The sequence below is a fragment of the Corynebacterium sp. KPL4072 genome, from assembly GCF_037908395.1.
Taxonomy (GTDB): domain Bacteria; phylum Actinomycetota; class Actinomycetes; order Mycobacteriales; family Mycobacteriaceae; genus Corynebacterium; species Corynebacterium kefirresidentii.
Genome location: NZ_JBBMGE010000001.1, coordinates 304220 through 321033 on the forward strand (window position 1 = coordinate 304220; position 16814 = coordinate 321033).

The 16814-nt window shown below is 57.2% G+C and carries 15 protein-coding genes; 12 read left to right on the forward strand and 3 right to left on the reverse strand.

What is annotated here, in order from left to right; translation table 11 throughout:
- Nucleotides 1-67 precede the first annotated feature (67 nt).
- Nucleotides 68-2314: a polyribonucleotide nucleotidyltransferase gene (locus tag WMP97_RS01425; RefSeq protein ID WP_023021343.1), complete on the forward strand. Its 2247-nt coding sequence runs from the start codon at nt 68-70 to the stop codon at nt 2312-2314.
- 94 nt (nt 2315-2408) lie between these two features.
- On the opposite strand, the gene WMP97_RS01430 is transcribed toward WMP97_RS01425, so the two are convergent.
- Both WMP97_RS01430 and WMP97_RS01435 read right to left on the reverse strand, forming a co-directional pair.
- Complete coding sequence (locus tag WMP97_RS01430) at nt 2409-3104, reverse strand: AMIN-like domain-containing (lipo)protein (protein WP_445293074.1); 696 nt, start codon at nt 3102-3104, stop codon at nt 2409-2411.
- Between the two features lie 126 nt (nt 3105-3230).
- Nucleotides 3231-3620, reverse strand: coding sequence for a VOC family protein (locus tag WMP97_RS01435; RefSeq protein ID WP_301731972.1), 390 nt, complete (start codon nt 3618-3620; stop codon nt 3231-3233).
- Nucleotides 3621-3761: 141 nt separating this feature from the next.
- Here WMP97_RS01435 and dapB point away from each other — a divergent pair, with 141 nt between their 5' ends.
- From dapB to WMP97_RS01470, 7 genes are all read left to right on the forward strand, one after another.
- On the forward strand, nt 3762-4508 hold the full coding sequence (dapB, locus tag WMP97_RS01440) for a 4-hydroxy-tetrahydrodipicolinate reductase (protein WP_049361192.1): 747 nt from the start codon (nt 3762-3764) through the stop codon (nt 4506-4508).
- 3 nt (nt 4509-4511) lie between these two features.
- Entirely contained in the window at nt 4512-5258 is a 747-nt protein-coding gene (thyX, locus tag WMP97_RS01445) for an FAD-dependent thymidylate synthase (RefSeq protein WP_049361193.1), read from the forward strand.
- A 56-nt stretch (nt 5259-5314) separates the two neighbouring features.
- Nucleotides 5315-6223 (forward strand): 4-hydroxy-tetrahydrodipicolinate synthase, encoded by a 909-nt coding sequence (gene dapA / locus WMP97_RS01450; protein ID WP_284835403.1) that lies wholly within the window; start codon nt 5315-5317, stop codon nt 6221-6223.
- Nucleotides 6224-6225: 2 nt separating this feature from the next.
- Nucleotides 6226-8355 (forward strand): ribonuclease J, encoded by a 2130-nt coding sequence (locus WMP97_RS01455; protein ID WP_340439648.1) that lies wholly within the window; start codon nt 6226-6228, stop codon nt 8353-8355.
- Nucleotides 8356-8412: 57 nt separating this feature from the next.
- A complete protein-coding gene (locus WMP97_RS01460) occupies nt 8413-9048 on the forward strand; it encodes a TIGR03085 family metal-binding protein (protein WP_340439649.1) in 636 nt (211 codons plus the stop codon).
- 217 nt (nt 9049-9265) lie between these two features.
- On the forward strand, nt 9266-12598 hold the full coding sequence (locus tag WMP97_RS01465) for a DNA translocase FtsK 4TM domain-containing protein (RefSeq protein WP_445293075.1): 3333 nt from the start codon (nt 9266-9268) through the stop codon (nt 12596-12598).
- A gap of 169 nt (nt 12599-12767) precedes the next feature.
- Nucleotides 12768-13889 (forward strand): TerC family protein, encoded by a 1122-nt coding sequence (locus WMP97_RS01470; protein WP_150851270.1) that lies wholly within the window; start codon nt 12768-12770, stop codon nt 13887-13889.
- Here WMP97_RS01470 and WMP97_RS01475 read toward each other — a convergent pair.
- A complete protein-coding gene (locus WMP97_RS01475; protein ID WP_204608652.1) occupies nt 13886-14173 on the reverse strand; it encodes a YciI family protein in 288 nt (95 codons plus the stop codon). The genes WMP97_RS01470 and WMP97_RS01475 overlap by 4 nt on opposite strands.
- Nucleotides 14174-14232: 59 nt before the next feature.
- On the opposite strand from WMP97_RS01475, the gene pgsA reads away from it, so the two are divergent.
- The 4 genes from pgsA (at nt 14233) to WMP97_RS01495 (ending at nt 16757) form a co-directional block, all read left to right on the forward strand.
- The gene (gene pgsA, locus WMP97_RS01480; protein WP_023021354.1) at nt 14233-14817 is read left to right on the forward strand and encodes a CDP-diacylglycerol--glycerol-3-phosphate 3-phosphatidyltransferase; all 585 of its coding nucleotides are present in this window, start codon (nt 14233-14235) and stop codon (nt 14815-14817) included.
- A gap of 10 nt (nt 14818-14827) precedes the next feature.
- The gene (locus WMP97_RS01485; RefSeq protein ID WP_340439670.1) at nt 14828-15325 is read left to right on the forward strand and encodes a CinA family protein; all 498 of its coding nucleotides are present in this window, start codon (nt 14828-14830) and stop codon (nt 15323-15325) included.
- A gap of 26 nt (nt 15326-15351) precedes the next feature.
- Entirely contained in the window at nt 15352-15714 is a 363-nt protein-coding gene (locus WMP97_RS01490; protein WP_086587516.1) for a helix-turn-helix domain-containing protein, read from the forward strand.
- Between the two features lie 182 nt (nt 15715-15896).
- Nucleotides 15897-16757, forward strand: coding sequence for a PspA/IM30 family protein (locus WMP97_RS01495; RefSeq protein ID WP_200288943.1), 861 nt, complete (start codon nt 15897-15899; stop codon nt 16755-16757).
- Nucleotides 16758-16814 lie beyond the last annotated feature (57 nt).

Here is a 16814-nt window from a genome sequence, read left to right on the forward strand (position 1 = left end):
TTGTCGTAGACAAAATTGACCAGGCGGCACCGACGATCGCCTAAACCACTCAAGGAGACATTTTTTAATGAGCGTTCAGAACTCCGTCGAGTTCAACATTGACGAGGACTTTGGCATTACCGAAGCCATTGCCACGCTAGACAATGGTGACTTTGGTACCCGCACGTTGCGCTTTGAAACCGGCCAGCTAGCCCGCCAGGCAGACGGCTCCGTGACCACCTACTTGGACGATGACACCATGTTGTTGGCCACCACCACCGCTTCTAACCAGCCGCGCGAGGGATTCGACTTCTTCCCCTTGACCGTTGACGTAGAAGAACGAATGTACGCCGCTGGCAAGATTCCGGGCTCCTTCTTCCGCCGAGAGGGACGCCCTTCCTCTGAGGCTATCCTGGCCTGCCGCCTCATCGACCGCCCGCTGCGCCCGACCTTTGTCAAGGGCCTGCGCAATGAGGTCCAGGTTGTCGTCACCGTCATGTCCCAGGATCCGGAAGAGTACTACGACGTCGTTGCCATCAACGGCGCTTCCGCCGCTACCCAGCTGTCTGGCTTGCCCGTCTCTGGTGCTGTAGGCGGCGTCCGCATGGCTCTTATCGCCGACGATAAGCACCCGGAAGGCCAGTGGGTGGCTTTCCCGAACCACGAGCAGCACGAGCGCGCGCTCTTTGAGATGGTTGTTGCCGGCCGCATGGTAAAGAAGGGCCGCAAGGACGACGTGGCCATCATGATGGTCGAGGCCGGTGCCGGCACCAACGTTGCAGAGCGCATTGCTGAAGGCGCCCCTGCGCCGCAGGAAGCAACCGTCGCTGCAGGCCTGGAAGCAGCCAAGCCATTCATTAAGACCCTGTGTGAGGCCCAGAACGGTCTGGCGGAGCGTACCGCCAAGGAAACTCAGGAATTCCCCCTCTTCCCAGCCTATAGTGATGACGTCTTCGAAGCTGTGGAAAGCGCTGCTACCAAGAAGCTAGAGAAGCTGCTGACTATTCCGGGCAAGCAGGAACGCGACGATGCTACCAATGAATACATGGAGCAGGTCGAAGAAAAGCTCTTGGACCAGTTCGAAGATTTGGATGAGGACAACGCCTCGAAGCAGATCCGTGGCGCGTATAACGCCCTGATGAAGCAGATCGTGCGCCAGAAGATCCTCTCTGAGGGCTTCCGCATTGATGGCCGCGGCGTTACCGATATCCGTGACCTTTCCGTTGAGGTGGATTTGGTGCCACGCGCTCACGGTTCGTCCTTGTTTGAGCGCGGAGAAACTCAGATTTTGGGCGTTACCACGCTAGACATGCTCAAGATGGAGCAGCAGATCGATTCCCTGACCCCAGTGGAATCCAAGCGTTATATGCACCACTACAATTTCCCGCCATACTCCACAGGTGAAACCGGCCGTGTAGGTTCCCCGAAGCGCCGCGAGATTGGTCACGGTGCACTAGCCGAGCGCGCCCTGCTTCCGGTCATCCCCTCCCGCGAGGACTTCCCATACGCCATCCGTCAGGTCTCTGAGGCCTTGGGCTCCAACGGCTCTACCTCCATGGGTTCCGTATGCGCCTCTACCTTGTCCCTCTACAACGCCGGTGTTCCGCTGAAGGCACCCGTAGCCGGCATCGCAATGGGCTTGGTTTCCGGTGAGGTCAACGGTAAGGAGAAGTTCGTCGCCCTGACCGATATCCTCGGTGCCGAGGACGCCTTTGGCGATATGGACTTCAAGGTCGCAGGTACTTCCGAGTACATCACCGCCCTGCAGCTAGACACCAAACTGGATGGTATCCCGTCTAAGGTCTTGGCTCAGGCATTGGAGCAAGCTCGTGATGCCCGCTCTACCATCCTGGAAACCATGGCTGAGGTCATCGATACGCCGGATGAGATGTCTGGCCTCGCCCCGAAGATCACCTCTGTGAAGATCCCGGTCAATAAGATTGGTGAGCTCATTGGGCCAAAGGGCAAGACCATCAACCAGATCACCGAGGAGACCGGCGCAGATGTCTCCATCGAAGATGACGGAACCGTCTATGTTTCCGCTGCTACCGGTGAAGCTGCAGATGCTGCCATCGAAAAGGTCAATTCCATTGCTAACCCGCAGCTGCCGAAGGTAGGAGAGCGCTTCCTAGGCACCGTGGTAAAGACCGTTCCGTTCGGCGCATTCGTTTCCCTGACCCCGGGTCGCGACGGCCTGATTCACATTTCCAACCTGGGTGGCGATGAGCGCATCGAAAAGGTAGAAGATGTCATCAACGTTGGCGATAAGGTTCAGGTAGAAATCGCTGACATCGATAACCGCGGCAAGATTTCCCTGGTTCCGGTTGAGGATTAATCCTCAAGCCTAAAAGGCCCTGAGCTCCAGTTCACCCACTGGAAGTCAGGGCCTTTCTTGATGTTTGCGTACCCCGAGCGGTGATGTCAGAACTTTAATTCTGGAAATCAATCACCACGCGCGATGGTTCTTGCAGAAAAGTCACCGAGTAGGGAGTCTTTTTCTTAAGGCCGATAATGAGCTGGGTTTGTGCCTCAAATGTGGTGGTGTAGTTGATTTCGCTCACCACCCCGGCACCCAGAGTAGTGCCTGGGGACATGTATTTTTCCTTGAGCCCAGGGGTTGAAGGCCATGGCGTTCCCTCAATGCCTAGGTTTAGAAAGGTAGTGCCCTGAACCTCAACTGGCTTGCCGGATGCCTGTTGGGCGGGGGCATCGGTATAGGAGGTAAACCACCCCGGTTCACCTTCGCCCTCCAAGTCGATAACAACGCGCGTAAACCCATCATGAGCTCCCACTCGCACACCCGTGGGGATGAGGTTTCCAAGTCCTTCCGGCATATGTTGTTGGTCCTCGAGCGAGGCTGTGCCCATGCCCGCAAACGCAACTGGGGACGCGACTTGTGGGATTGATTGCTGGCCAGCATCCGCCGCTGAGGTGCTTTGCGGGGCGGAAGTAGTAGGTGGGGTGGTGCTGGCTGCGGCCTCAGCCGTGTCGACAGTTGACTGAACCTCGCTAAGTGCCGGTGAGCTTTGCTGCGTGGAGTCCTCTGCGGAACAAGCGGCAAGCGCTAATGCGCATCCTGCGCTGGTGGCTAGGGCGAGAGTGCGAGAGAAAATTGAACGAGACAAGTTCATCACTTCCTTGGTGCTTACCGTGCTATAAGCCCATCCTACTGAGGCTGATGGGGCAGGGGTTAGAAAGTGATGCAATTGTTAAACGTCCTAAGAGGCACGTTGCGGAAGCGGGAAGTAGGCCTACTTCTTTAACTGTACGAGCTGAATAAGGTTTCCCACGGTGTCATCAAAAGCGGCAATGATGGAGGGGCCAACATCGGTGGGCTCCATGGTAAAGTGCACGCCCTTGTTGCTGAGCTCCTTGTATTCGCTTTCAATGTCCGTGGAGAGAAATTGGGTTACCGGAATTCCATCGGCCTTTAGCGCCGCGGCATAGTCTTTTGCTGCGGGGTGGCCTTTCGGCTCGAGAAGTAGCTCGGTGTCTCCCTCGCCATCAGCATTGGTGACGGTAAGCCAGCGGAAATCGCCGTGGGTAACGTCATCCTTAACGCGGAATCCTAGCGTGTTGACATAGAAATCGTGAGCGCGTGCAACGTCATCTACGGGAACGGAAGCGATATATATCTGCATGCAGGCCATCCTAGTGATGAAGCTCGGGCACCGTTTAGGAGAACATATGCTTTGAAGCAGGCGAGGAATTGCGCAGCTATCATGCGCGTTAGGATGGGGAGAAAAGTATTAACGATGTGGCTGAAATAAGGAGAACACACCATGGCTATCAAGGTTGGCGTACTAGGTGCTCACGGGCGCGTGGGTCAAGCAATCGTCGAAGGTGTAAACGCAGAAGATGATCTAGAGCTGGTGGCAGAAATCGACCGCGGTGATGATTTGCAGCAGCTTGTCGACGCCCACGCGGAGGTTATCGTGGACTTTACTCAGCCGGACTCCGTCATGGGAAATCTGGAATTCTGCATTGCCCAAGGCATTCACTGTGTGGTGGGGACCACTGGCTTTGATAAGGAACGCTTGGCGCAGGTAGAGGAGTGGACTAAGCAAGACGGTGCTGGCAATGTCCTGATTGCGCCGAATTTTGCCATCTCCGCTGTGCTCACCATGGTGTTGGCAAAGCAGGCCGCTAAGTTCTTTGAAACTGCAGAGGTCATTGAATTCCACCACCCGACAAAGCTGGATGCGCCGTCCGGTACCGCCATCCATACCGCTGAAGGGATTGCAGCCGCTCGCAAGGAGGCAGGCCTAGGCGAGATGCCGGATGCCACGGAAAAGCAACTGGACGGTGCACGCGGAGCCAATGTCGACGGCATCCCGGTACACGCGGTACGCACTCGCGGCATGGTCGCACACGAAGAGGTTATTTTCGGTGCCCAAGGTCAGTCTCTGACTATTCGCCAAGATTCTTATGACCGTGCGTCATTTACCCCAGGCGTACTGGTGGGCGTGCGCCAGATTGCGCAACACCCAGGTTTGGTCGTCGGCCTAGATAAGTACTTGGGGCTTTAAGCTATGGCTAAAGCAAGTGAGCTAGACATTCAGCTCATTGCCGCAACGCAATTTCACGCCCCGCGTACTGTGGACTGGACCGCGGATGATTCGGCCTCAGATGGGGAAGCACTAGTCGAGTTTGCTGGAAGAGCGTGCTACGAGTCTTTTGACAAACCAAATCCCCGCACGGCAACGAATGAAGCCTATCTGCACCACATCATGGAGGTAGGTCATACCGCATTGCTTGAGCATGCCACAGCAACGATGTACATCACGGGGCTGTCGCGTTCGGCGAGCCATGAGCTTGTACGCCACCGGCACTTTTCCTTCTCGCAGCTTTCCCAGCGCTTTGTCCACCCAGATGAAACTGAAGTGGTTTTGCCTAAATTGGTGGCCGAAGACGAGCAGCTTAGCCGGTTGGTCATGCAGGCTGTAGATGAAACTCGCTTTGTCTATGACGAGCTGCTCAGCGCGCTCGAAGAGAAACTGGATGAGCCTAATGCACTCCTGCGTAAAAAGCAGGCTCGCCAGGCGGCCCGTGCCGTGCTTCCCAACGCAACAGAAACCCGCATCGTCGTCACCGGCAATTATCGCGCGTGGCGGCATTTTATCGGTGCACGTGCCGCGGAACAGGCCGATGAAGAGCTGCGCCACGTCGCGGTAGAGTGCTTGAAGTTGCTGCAGAGCAAGGCGCCGGTGCTCTTTAATGACTTCAATATCACCACGTTGGCTGATGGCACCCAGATGGCAGCAAGCCCCTACGCCTAACACGCGCGAGACCCCGATGCGGCTAATTGTTAGCCAAAAGGGTAATCTTGACGCCTATGAGCACAGGTATGACAGCAAAGACTGGCGTCGACACCTTTGGACGCATCGGCGTCGCCATGGTTACCCCGTTTGACCGTGACGGTGCGCTGGACGTTGCAGCAGGTCGTCGCCTAGCGGCTCATCTCGTAGACAATGGCGTTGATTCGCTCATCCTAGGTGGAACCACGGGCGAATCACCGACCACGTCGGTTGAAGAGAAGCTGGAGCTGCTCAAAGCCGTAAAGGAAGAAGTCGGAGATCGCGCAAAGCTATGCGCCGGTGCCGGAACGAATGACACCGCAGCTTCCATCAAGTTGGCCAAAGCCACCGCGGATGCGGGGGCAGATAGCCTATTGGTGGTGACTCCGTACTACTCGAAGCCCTCCCAAAAGGGTGTTTATGAGCACTTCGCCGCAGTCGCGCAAGCCACGGATCTACCAATCTGTGTCTATGACATTCCTGGCCGCTCGGGCATCCCAGTGGCGCCGGATACCCTCCGCCGCCTTGCGGATTTGCCGAATATCCAAGCCGTGAAGGACGCCAAGGGCGACCTTCCTGCGGCCGCAGAACTGATCCAAGAAACCGGTCTGGCCTGGTATTCCGGTGATGATCCGATTAACCTGCCGTGGCTTTCCCTCGGCGCTTCTGGATTCATCTCCGTCATCGGCCATGTTGTGCCGCGTGCCTTGGCAGAGCTTTATGAAGCTTTCGACGCGGGCGATATGGCCCGCGCCCGAGAAATCAATACCACAACGCTCCTTCCGCTTACCCGGGCACAAGCACGGTTGGGCGGAGCGACGTTTGCAAAGGAAGCCCTGCGCCTGCAGGGCATCGAAGTTGGCGATACCCGTCTTCCTGTTACCGCTGCGAGCGAGGAGGAACGCGAGGTACTTCGCCGTGATCTGGAACAATCTGGAGCCCTTTAAGAATGAATGAACCCCGTAACCGTTCCCGCAAGGTGACCCGCAAGGCGGGCCCACCGGCGGAAAACGAAACCGCCTCCAACGAGGCGGCTTCGCCAGTTTTCCAAGCCCCAGCTACTGATGCTGGCAATTCCGCACAGGATAAGCCGGCTAAGGGCGATAAGGACAACTCTGGCAAAAAGAATTCTTCCGATAACCACCATGATGGCGGCGGTAACAACCGCCGCTCCCGTTCCCGTGGTAGTCGCGGCCGTGGCCGTGGTGGCAACGGCAACGGCAATAACCATGGTGGAAATAATAACCATGGCGGCAACAACAAAAATGGCAACGGTAAGGGCCGCGGCCGCAATAACCGTGGTCGCCGCAACGTGCCCAAGTCGATGCAAGGTGCGGATCTAACCAAGCGTTTGCCAGAGCCGCCAAAGCAGCCGAAGGATGCACTCCGCATTTATGCTTTGGGCGGAATCTCGGAGATCGGTCGCAATATGACCGTCTTCGAGTACGGTGATGACCTCCTCATCATTGACTGTGGTGTGCTCTTCCCGTCTTCCGGTGAGCCGGGCGTGGACCTTATCCTGCCTGACTTTGGCCCCATCGAGAAGAAGATCCACAAGGTCAAGGCCCTCGTCGTTACTCACGCGCACGAGGATCACATCGGAGCTATTCCGTGGCTGCTGAAGCTGCGCCCAGATATCCCTATTGTTGCTTCCCGCTTTACCATCGCGCTCATTGCCGCGAAGTGTAAGGAACATCGTCAGAAGCCGAAGTTCGTCGAGGTTAATGAAAAATCCGACGTGACTTATGGACCATTCCGGGTTCGCTTCTGGGCAGTTAACCACTCCGTACCGGACGCCTTGGGCATCATGTTGGGAACCCCAGCGGGCAATATCATCCATACCGGTGATATCAAGCTGGATCAGACCCCACTGGATAATCGTCCAACCGATCTGCCAGCCCTGTCTCGTTACGGTGATGAGGGCGTCGACCTCATGCTGTGTGATTCCACCAATGCCACCGTGCCTGGTGTATCTGCATCTGAGGGAGATATCCCCGCCAACTTTAAGCGTCTCGTTGCCGGCGCGAAGCAGCGCGTTATCTTGGCTTCCTTTGCATCCAACGTCTACCGCGTGCAGGCTGCCATCGACGCTGCCGTGGCAAATGGCCGCAAGGTGGCTTTCAACGGCCGTTCGATGATGCGCAACATGGAAATCGCGGAAAAGATGGGCTTTTTGAAGGTCCCTCGCGGCACCATTATCCCCATTGATGAGGCTGCCAAGATGGCTCCGCACAAGACCATGCTCATTACCACCGGTACGCAGGGTGAGCCAATGGCCGCTCTATCGCGCATGGCTCGTCGCGAGCACCGCCAAATTACCGTACGTGATGGCGATGCCATCATCTTCTCCTCCTCGCTTATCCCGGGCAATGAGGAAGCGGTCTACGGCGTGATTAATATGCTGTCTCAGATTGGCGCCAACGTCATTACTAACCAAGACGTCAAGGTGCACGCCTCGGGCCACGGTTATGCCGGTGAGCTGCTATTCCTGTACAACGCAGCGCGCCCGCGCAACGCTATGCCGGTGCACGGCGAGTGGCGCCACCTTCGTGCCAATAAGGAGCTGGCCATTTCCACCGGTGTGGACCGCGATCGTACGGTGCTGGCGCAAAACGGCGTCGTCGTGGATTTGCGCAAGGGCCGCGCCGAGGTCGTAGGCCAGATGCAGGTGGGCAACCTCTACGTCGATGGTGTGTCCATGGGCGATGTGGATGCCGATACCTTGGCCGACCGCACCAACCTGGGAACTGGTGGCGTGGTATCTATCACGTGCGTGATTGATAACCGCACCTCGCGCCTATTGGAGCACCCAACGGTATCTACCACAGGCTTTTCCGATGATGACCGCGGCATCGTGCCGGAGGTCGCAGAAATGGTAGAAAACACCATGAATGATCTCGCCGCCGAGGGCGAGAACGATACCTACCGCATGGTGCAGAAACTGCGCCGCAAGGTATCTAAACTTATGGATTCGAAGTACAAGCGCGAGCCGGTCATTCTGCCGACCATCGTGCCGACCAACTCCGGCCCATTGGTTACCGATGATGAAGACGTAGATGCTTCTCGTGAGTCCCTGTAAATAGCAGGGTTCTTCGTATAAAGGCAGACGCAGCCCCAGCATGCCAGCTAGCTCGGTATGCTGGGGCCTATGTCGTTTTGTTCTGCTGAGCGCGCCAAAATGGTCGCGCTATTTCATAAGCTTGGTCCTGATGCCCCTACTTTGTGCGAGGGTTGGACTACCCGTGACCTAGCCGTACATCTGTGGGTGCGGGAAAATCGCCCCGATGCAGCCGCTGGAATTTTTGTCAAGGCATTGTCCGGCCACCTTGAAAAGGAATCGCGGAAGGTTGCCGAACGCGACTTTGATGAGCTCGTTGATGACTGGGGGAGGGGACCGGCTACCTATAACCCCGTTCGTTTCGTGGATGCACAGCAAAACTTTGTAGAGCATTTTGTTCACCACGAGGACATTCGCCGGGCTAATGGCATGGGTCCGCGAGATTTCTCGGCACGAATCAAACAGCAGATGCATAGCTACCTGAAGCTCTTAGCTAAGGTGGCCCTGCGAAACTCGACTCGCCCGGTCATTATGCAGCCCGAAGGATTACCGCGCATTGTCGCCGCAGATAAGCACGGCGTAGCAGATAAGGGAGATGCCGTAGTCCGAGTATCGGGGGAGGTAGGCGAACTGATTCTGTGGTCCTTCGGTCGTGACGCTGCCGAAGTCACGCTCGAGGGAGATGCCAAAGCCGCCGTACGGTCAACTCTCTAGCCTTGAATTAGTACTATTATCGCAATCGTCGTGCGCCGTTGGGGGTGTGACTTTAGATTATGACCCTAGGCCTCGGGGGAAACGCGTGTGGCTAATGTGATTTATGGGGTGTCACGGTTAAGGTATAGGCATGTCTGTCAAAAATGCCTCTTCGCGCGGGACGCGCCGAAAGACGAATCGTTCACGGCCATCTGGCCGCAGCCGGTCCGGTGCTGGCATGCCGGAAACCTTGGCTATGACGTCCTCGCATCGGCGTGCTGCAGCGACCTCACAGGAGCGCACTGGTAGTGCGTTCCGGGCCGTCGGCAAGGGCTTGGGCGCAGTGTTTGGTGCCACGGCGCGCGGCATGGGAAACATGGCGCGAGGTGTAAGCCATGGAATGGCCGGGCTGAAGCCGAGCGAAGACGTATATGACACCGAGGAGTACGAGACGACAAGGGAGCCGGAAGAAATTTCTGCACGCGGGGAGAATAAAAAGAAAAGCAAGGTTACTCGTGCCAATGAAGCAGCGGAAGAACACCCTTCGACCATGGAATTGGGTGAGTCGGAGTCGCGCGGCATTCAGGTGAAAAATCCCGATGCGGTGGCACTCGTACTCATAGGTATTTCCATCGTGCTCGCGGCTACGGTCTGGTTCGGCGTCGCTGGCCAAGTAGGTGCCTGGGTGGGCAATATCGTGCGCTATGTCATTGGTGCGGGCGCATGGGTGCTGCCAGTGGCCTTAGTGGCTTTGGCCATTGCCTTGATGATGGATATCTCCGGCCCGGCGGGGCATTTTAAGCCGCGCATTGTGGGCGGAATTAGCGTCATTGTATTGGCCATGCTCAGCTTGATCCATATCTTTGCTGGCACCCCTGAACTTGGCTTTACCCCGGAAAGTGCCGGTGGCGCGGGCGGAGTAATCGGCTATGCCATTGGTGGCCTGTTGGAGACTGCTTTTACCTCCTTCGTTGCAGTGCCGTTGCTTTTCCTCGTCATTATCTACGGCGCCCTTTTGGTCACCGGAATCACCATCCGCGAGGCTTATGAGTTGGTGGCTGATGCCATCGCTGCAGCTTTCTCTCGCTTTGGCGGTGCGGATGAAGATTATTACGAAGACGAAGGCGATGACCTCTATGGACACGTCACCGGCGATATCGATGATATTGCGGAAGGGTGTGAGCGCAGCACCCGCCCAGCTCGACCTGCTGCCAAGCGCCGAACCTCTGAACGCGGTGGAAGCCTGCGCGCTTTCCGAGACCGCACTGAAGGCTCCGCTCCGCGTGGTTCCTCTTATCCCATAGAGTCCCCCGCTGCGGCGGAGGGGGACGAAGCAACCCGTACCTTTAGCGCGCCAACGCGTGGCGGCTTTCAGTCCGTGTCCACTCCGGCGGAGAAGCCAGTTTCGCGCGATATTGAGGATACCGATGAGATTCCAGTCGTAGAAGGTCCTGCTGCGTCTTCGCCGGCCCAGCCAGACTCCGTAGACTCGGAGCCGACCCGCGTTCTGGGCACCGCTGGCCAGCGCTCCGCATTTGACTCTGCTCGCTCTGCTTCAGCAGCGGGTACCGCCGCCGGTTCCGCTGTGGGATCGGCTGCGGGGGCAGCCGCTGGCGCTGCGGGAGCTGCAGGGGCGGCACGTGGCGCAGCTAAGGCTGCAGGTGCCGGTGCTGCCGGAGCCGCTGGAGCCGCGGTGGCAGGTGCTGCCGCTGGGGCCGCTGGGGCCGCTACACAAGGAGGCGCGGATGCAGTATCGTCCGCGCACGAGAAGGCCCGCCAGCTCTTCCGTGAACGTTCTGGACGCGATGCAACGACCGGCGCGCAGGTGGATAGCTCTGAACCGGCGGCCGAATCAGGAGCGGGAACGGGTACTGCCGGTGCGCCCGCGCCAGCTGGGGCGCCCGCTGCCGCGCCCGCCGCACAGTTTGGCAACGAGAATTACGCGGTTCCTTCTACGGATTTGTTGACTCCAGGCACCCCAGCCAAGGAGCGCACCGAGATTAATGACCGCATTATCGAGGCCATTACCGATGTCTTTGAAGAGTTCAAGGTGGATGCGCAAGTCACCGGTTTCAGCCGTGGTCCAACAGTGACCCGTTATGAAATCGAGCTGGGGCCAGGCGTCAAGGTATCCAAGATTACGAATTTGCAGTCCAACCTCGCTTACGCCGTAGCCACGGATAACCTGCGCTTGCTGACGCCTATCCCCGGCAAGTCAGCTGTTGGCATTGAGGTTCCCAACCCAGACCGCGAGATGGTACACCTGCGTGAGGTGCTTGATGCGCCTAGCATGACCAGCTCTCCTGACCCGATGCTTATTGGATTGGGTAAGGATATCGAAGGCGAATACACCTCCTTCTCGGTACAGAAGATGCCGCACTTGCTAGTTGCCGGCGCTACCGGTTCCGGTAAGTCCGCCTTCGTGAACTCCATGTTGGTCTCGTTGCTTACCCGCGCTACTCCAGAGCAGGTACGCCTAATTCTGGTGGACCCGAAGATGGTGGAACTTACCCCTTACGAGGGCATTCCGCACCTGATTACGCCCATCATTACTCAACCAAAGAAGGCGGCCGCCGCTCTGCAGTGGTTGGTGGAAGAGATGGAACAGCGCTACATGGATATGAAGTCCGCTCGCGTGCGCAAGATCGAGGACTACAACCGCAAGGTTGTCGCCGGTGAATACCAAGCTCCCGCAGGGTCCGAACGCGAGGTTCGCCCGTACCCGTACATCGTCTGCGTCGTCGATGAGCTGGCAGACCTGATGATGACCGCACCGAAGGAGATTGAAGACTCCATTGTCCGCATCACCCAGAAGGCGCGTGCCGCTGGTATTCACTTAGTACTGGCAACCCAGCGCCCGTCCGTGGATGTGGTCACCGGTCTGATTAAGACCAACGTTCCATCGCGCTTGGCCTTCGCAACGTCCTCGCTGACGGACTCGCGCGTCATCTTGGACCAAGGTGGCGCTGAAAAGCTTATTGGTATGGGCGATGGCCTCTTTATCCCGCAGGGCAAGCGTCCTGTGCGTATGCAGGGCGCATTCGTCTCAGATGATGAGGTTATGGCGGTTGTCGATGCCGCCAAGTCGCAGGCCGCGCCGAACTACACCGAGGGCGTGACTGAAGAGAAGCAATCCGAGGCCAAGCAGGAAATCGATGAGGAAATTGGCAAGGACATGGACGACCTCCTCGAAGCCGTCGAGCTGGTGGTCACCGCCCAGTTGGGCTCGACCTCGATGCTGCAGCGCAAGCTGCGCATCGGTTTTGCCAAGGCCGGTCGTCTGATGGACCTGATGGAATCTCGTGGCGTCGTCGGACCGTCCGAGGGCTCCAAGGCCCGCGAGGTCCTAGTGAAGCCGGAAGAGCTCGATACCATCATTTGGATGATCAAGGGCGCCGACCCTGCCGAGGCGCCAAAGGAAATTCAGGAGGAGATGCAACAGCAAGAGGAGGACGAAGCTGCCGCTACTTCCGACGCCTCCTCCGCAGGCTCCGATTCCTCCCCGCAGGGCGATGCTGGCGACACTCGTACCGTCCAGGCAACGTATAACCCTTCGACAGGTGCCTTCTAAGATCGTGTAAAGTTGGACGGGTCTTGGAGGGGAGTACCCCATCCTTCGGCACCGATCGTCAGCACGGAAGCGTTATGCTCCCGGTCGTGCCGGCCCGGCTGCAGCTATCTAGCCGGGCGGGGGAGACCTCCGGTCACTTTGTTGTATCTTCGACCGGAGGGATGTACCAATGCATGTGCCATTGTGGATCTGGGCGATTTCCATCGTCGTCATTCTTGGATTCTTTGTTTTTGATTTCTACTCCCACGTGCGCACCCCGCACGAGCCGACGCTGAAGGAATCCGGGTTCTGGACCCTATTCTATGTCGGTATCGCTTTACTTTTTGGTGCCGGTGTGTGGGCCGTATGGGACCACGAGCACGGCATCCAATACCTCACGGGTTACGTGACAGAGAAGGCGCTATCCGTAGATAACCTCTTTGTTTTCGCGCTTATCATGGGCGCCTTCAAGATCCCGCGTAAGTACCAGCAAAAGGTATTGCTCATCGGTATCGTTATTGCCTTGGCATGCCGCCTGGTGTTTATCCTTTTGGGTGCTGCGGTCATCGCGGCATGGTCCGATATCTTCTACCTATTCGCGATATTTCTCATCTACACAGCGATCAAGCTCATCGTCGACGAGATTCGGGACGCCCCCGAAACCGATCCCAATGACATGGGCATCATCAAGCTGATCCGCAAGGTAGTCCACGTCACCCCGCGCTACCACGGCGATAAGCTTACGCACCGCGTGGAAGATTCTTCGGGCAAGCGTAAATTCGCGTTCACCCCGCTTTTTATTGCGTTGGTGTCCATCGGCCTTATCGACGTGATGTTTGCCTTCGACTCCATTCCGGCCATTTACGGTATTACCTCGGAAGCGTTCTTGGTCTTTACCACGAATGCTTTCTCCCTCATGGGATTGCGCCAGATGTATTTCCTGCTGGATGGCCTACTGGACCGCTTGGTGTACCTGCCCTATGGTTTGGGCATCATTTTGGGCTTCATCGGTGTAAAGCTCATGTTCCATGCGCTGCATGAGAATAACTTGCCGTTTGTCAACGGCGGCGAGAACGTGGAGTCGATCCCAGAATTTTCCACCATCACCTCACTTATCGTGATCGTGGGCGTCCTGGTTATTACGGTTATCGCCTCGATTATTAAAAACAAACGCGATGAGAACCAAGGCGGAGTACCGGTATCGCACAATCACTTCGACTGGGACGAGGAGGGCAATAAGATCGTCCGGAACAAGAAGGGCGAATTCTTGGGCAAGGCCGAAGACCTGCCCAAGGAAGAGCTACCACACTAGAAGCGGGCGTTTACGGGATTCCATTCGCGGAAGCTGCGGCCGGTGATGCAGCCGGCTTGGTAGAAGGGGTCTTTGTCCATGAGGGCGATGGCGTCGGCGACCACGGCGTCGTCGGCCAGCCCCACAATGATGAGTGCGCCGCCCTTGGAGTCCGTCAAGGGGCCGGTGGCAATGATGGTGCCCTCCTCAAAAAGTTGCGCGGTAAACTCGCGGTGCGCGGGGCGAGCCTTAGCAATCTCAGGATTATTGGGGTTGTAGTCGTAGCTAACAGCAAAATACTTCATGCTTCGCATTTTAAAATGCAGGGGCATCCAAGCGCAGGTGCTTGGTGCTAACAGGTAGTATGTATAACGTGAATCAACCCGGAACACAGTCAGCGCAATCCTCGGATGTGAATCCGCAGGTGTCCAATTGGAACCTGCCAAATATTCTCACCAGCCTGCGCATTCTTTTCATTCCGGTTTTCGCATGGCTGGTCATTGCCGGCCATGAATGGTGGGCTTTTGGCCTATTCACGGCCTTAATGCTCACAGATAAGCTCGACGGGGACATCGCACGTGCCCGTGGCCTTATCACCAATTTTGGCAAGATTGCTGATCCCATCGCGGACAAAGCGCTTATGACTACCGCACTGGTATGCCTCAACATCATCGGGGTGCTGCCAGTGTGGATTACCGTGGTCATTCTCATCCGTGAGTTCGGTATCACCATCTGGCGTATGGTGTTGTTGCGCCGCGGCAAGGTGGTACCTGCTTCGAAGGGCGGCAAACTGAAGACTGTATTGCAATCCTTGGCAGTCGGGCTGTATCTGTGGCCGTTGCCGGAGTGGATGAACGTTCCTACCTTCCTAGTGATGCTGTTGGCTGCAGTGGTGACCTTAGTTACCGGCGTCCAGTACCTCATTGACGGCAAGAAGCAGAATAGCTAGGTGGTCTTCCATTAATACTACTGCGGCCAGGCTTGTATCCGGTCTCACCGAGCGCGGTGAAACCTTGTCCTTCTGTGAGTCTTTAACGGCTGGGTTGGCCAGTGCTACGGTGGCGTCAGTTCCTGGGGCATCGGCTGTGTTGCGTGGCGGGTTGGTTACCTATGCCACCGAGGTTAAATCCCACTTCTTGCACCAACCTGTGGCCGAAATTGAGGCTGCCGGTGTCGTTTCTGAGGAGACTGCCATTGCTATGGCGCGCGCTGCGGTGGCAGAAACTGCAGCGGACTGGGGGATAGGCCTTACTGGAGTGGCCGGACCAGACCTACAGGAAGGCAAACCGGCGGGCACGGTCTATATCGGAATCTACTCGCCCGGTAGGGTTGCTTTCTCCCAATTACTATCCGGGTTGGGTACAGGGCGAAATGGAATCAGGGAAGCCACGGTTGCAGCCTCTTTGCGGCTCCTCGACACAATTTTGGAAGAAAACCCGCTACCGCGGGAACAATAATGAGATAAGGGGCGTTGACCATAGTGATGAACACTTCAACTGCAGTCCTCGAACACTCGGTAACTGGCGCCTCCGCATCAGCAGCGCCCACCACTGCGCGTACTCCCGAGCCGCTCTTGCGTGAAGCACTTGGATTGACTCTGCGAGCCTTCCGCGCGGACAAGGGAGTGACCCTGCGCGAATTGGCCGGGGTGGCCCGCGTGTCGCCGGGTTACCTTTCAGAGCTCGAACGCGGTCGCAAGGAGGTCTCCTCTGAGCTCCTTGCGTCTGTGTGCCACGCGCTAGATTGCTCGGTCTCTGACGTATTGATTGAAGCAGCCGGTTACATGGCCCTGCCCTCTATGGATGAGGAGCTAGCCCATACGGCACCTGCCGCATCAGAGCTCTAGCACACAGCGGTCTATGTCAACAGCCGGCCTATTCTCTCGCGAGGAGGGTTGGCTGTGGTGGTTAAGGGGGCGTCGGCAAGCGCCCGCGACCGCGGGGAGTGCAAGCGGTGGAAACAGCGCTTCGCTAGTATAAACAGCAGAACATTACGCACATTTTTAACCTAGAAAGGTTGAAGCACACCATGGCGAACCCATTTGTTAAGGGCTGGAAGTACCTGATGGCACTCTTCGATAATAAGATCGAGGAAAACGCCGATCCGAAGGTGCAGATCGAGCAGGCTATTGAGGATGCTCAGCGCCAGCACCAGGAGCTGTCTCAGCAGGCGGCCGCCGTGATTGGTAACCAGCGTCAGCTGGAAATGCAGCTTAACCGCCGCTTGGCAGAGGTAGAAAAGCTGCAGGGCAATGCTCGCCAGGCTCTGGAATTGGCTGATCAGGCCCGTGCTAAGGGCGATGAAAATAAGGCCGTGGAATACGAGAACGCGGCAGAGGCCTTCGCCGCCCAGCTGGTTACGGCTGAGGAGTCCGTGGAGGATACCAAGAAGCTGCACGACCAGGCACTACAGCAGGCAGAAAAGGCCAAGAATGCGGTTCAGCGTAATAACGCCGCGCTGCGCGAAAAGGTCAATGAGCGCTCCAAGCTGCTTTCCCAGCTGGAGCAGGCAAAAATGCAGGAAAAGGTCTCTGAGTCTTTGAACTCCATGAACGAGCTAACTGCCAATGGCAATACGCCGTCTCTGGATGCTGTGCGCGATAAGATTGAGCGCCGTTACTCCAAGGCGCTAGGCCAGGCCGAGCTTGCTGAGAACTCCGTGGAAAACCGCATGGCCGAGGTTCAGCAGGCGGGCATACAGATGGCCGGTCATTCCCGCTTGGAGCAGATTCGCAGTGAAATGAACTCCTCTAAGTCCGTGGAAGCCAATAAGGCTCAGGCCATTGAGGGCAATAAAGCTTCTGGCTCTGCTGCCGACAGCGCTGCCCAGCCAGGCAGTGCCAACAACGATGCTGTACAGGCCCGTCTGCGTGAGTTGCGTGGGGAGTAAAACCCTCGACTGTCTTTTAAAAAGTTATCGCCTCCCTTGGCCATCATTTGGTGGTGC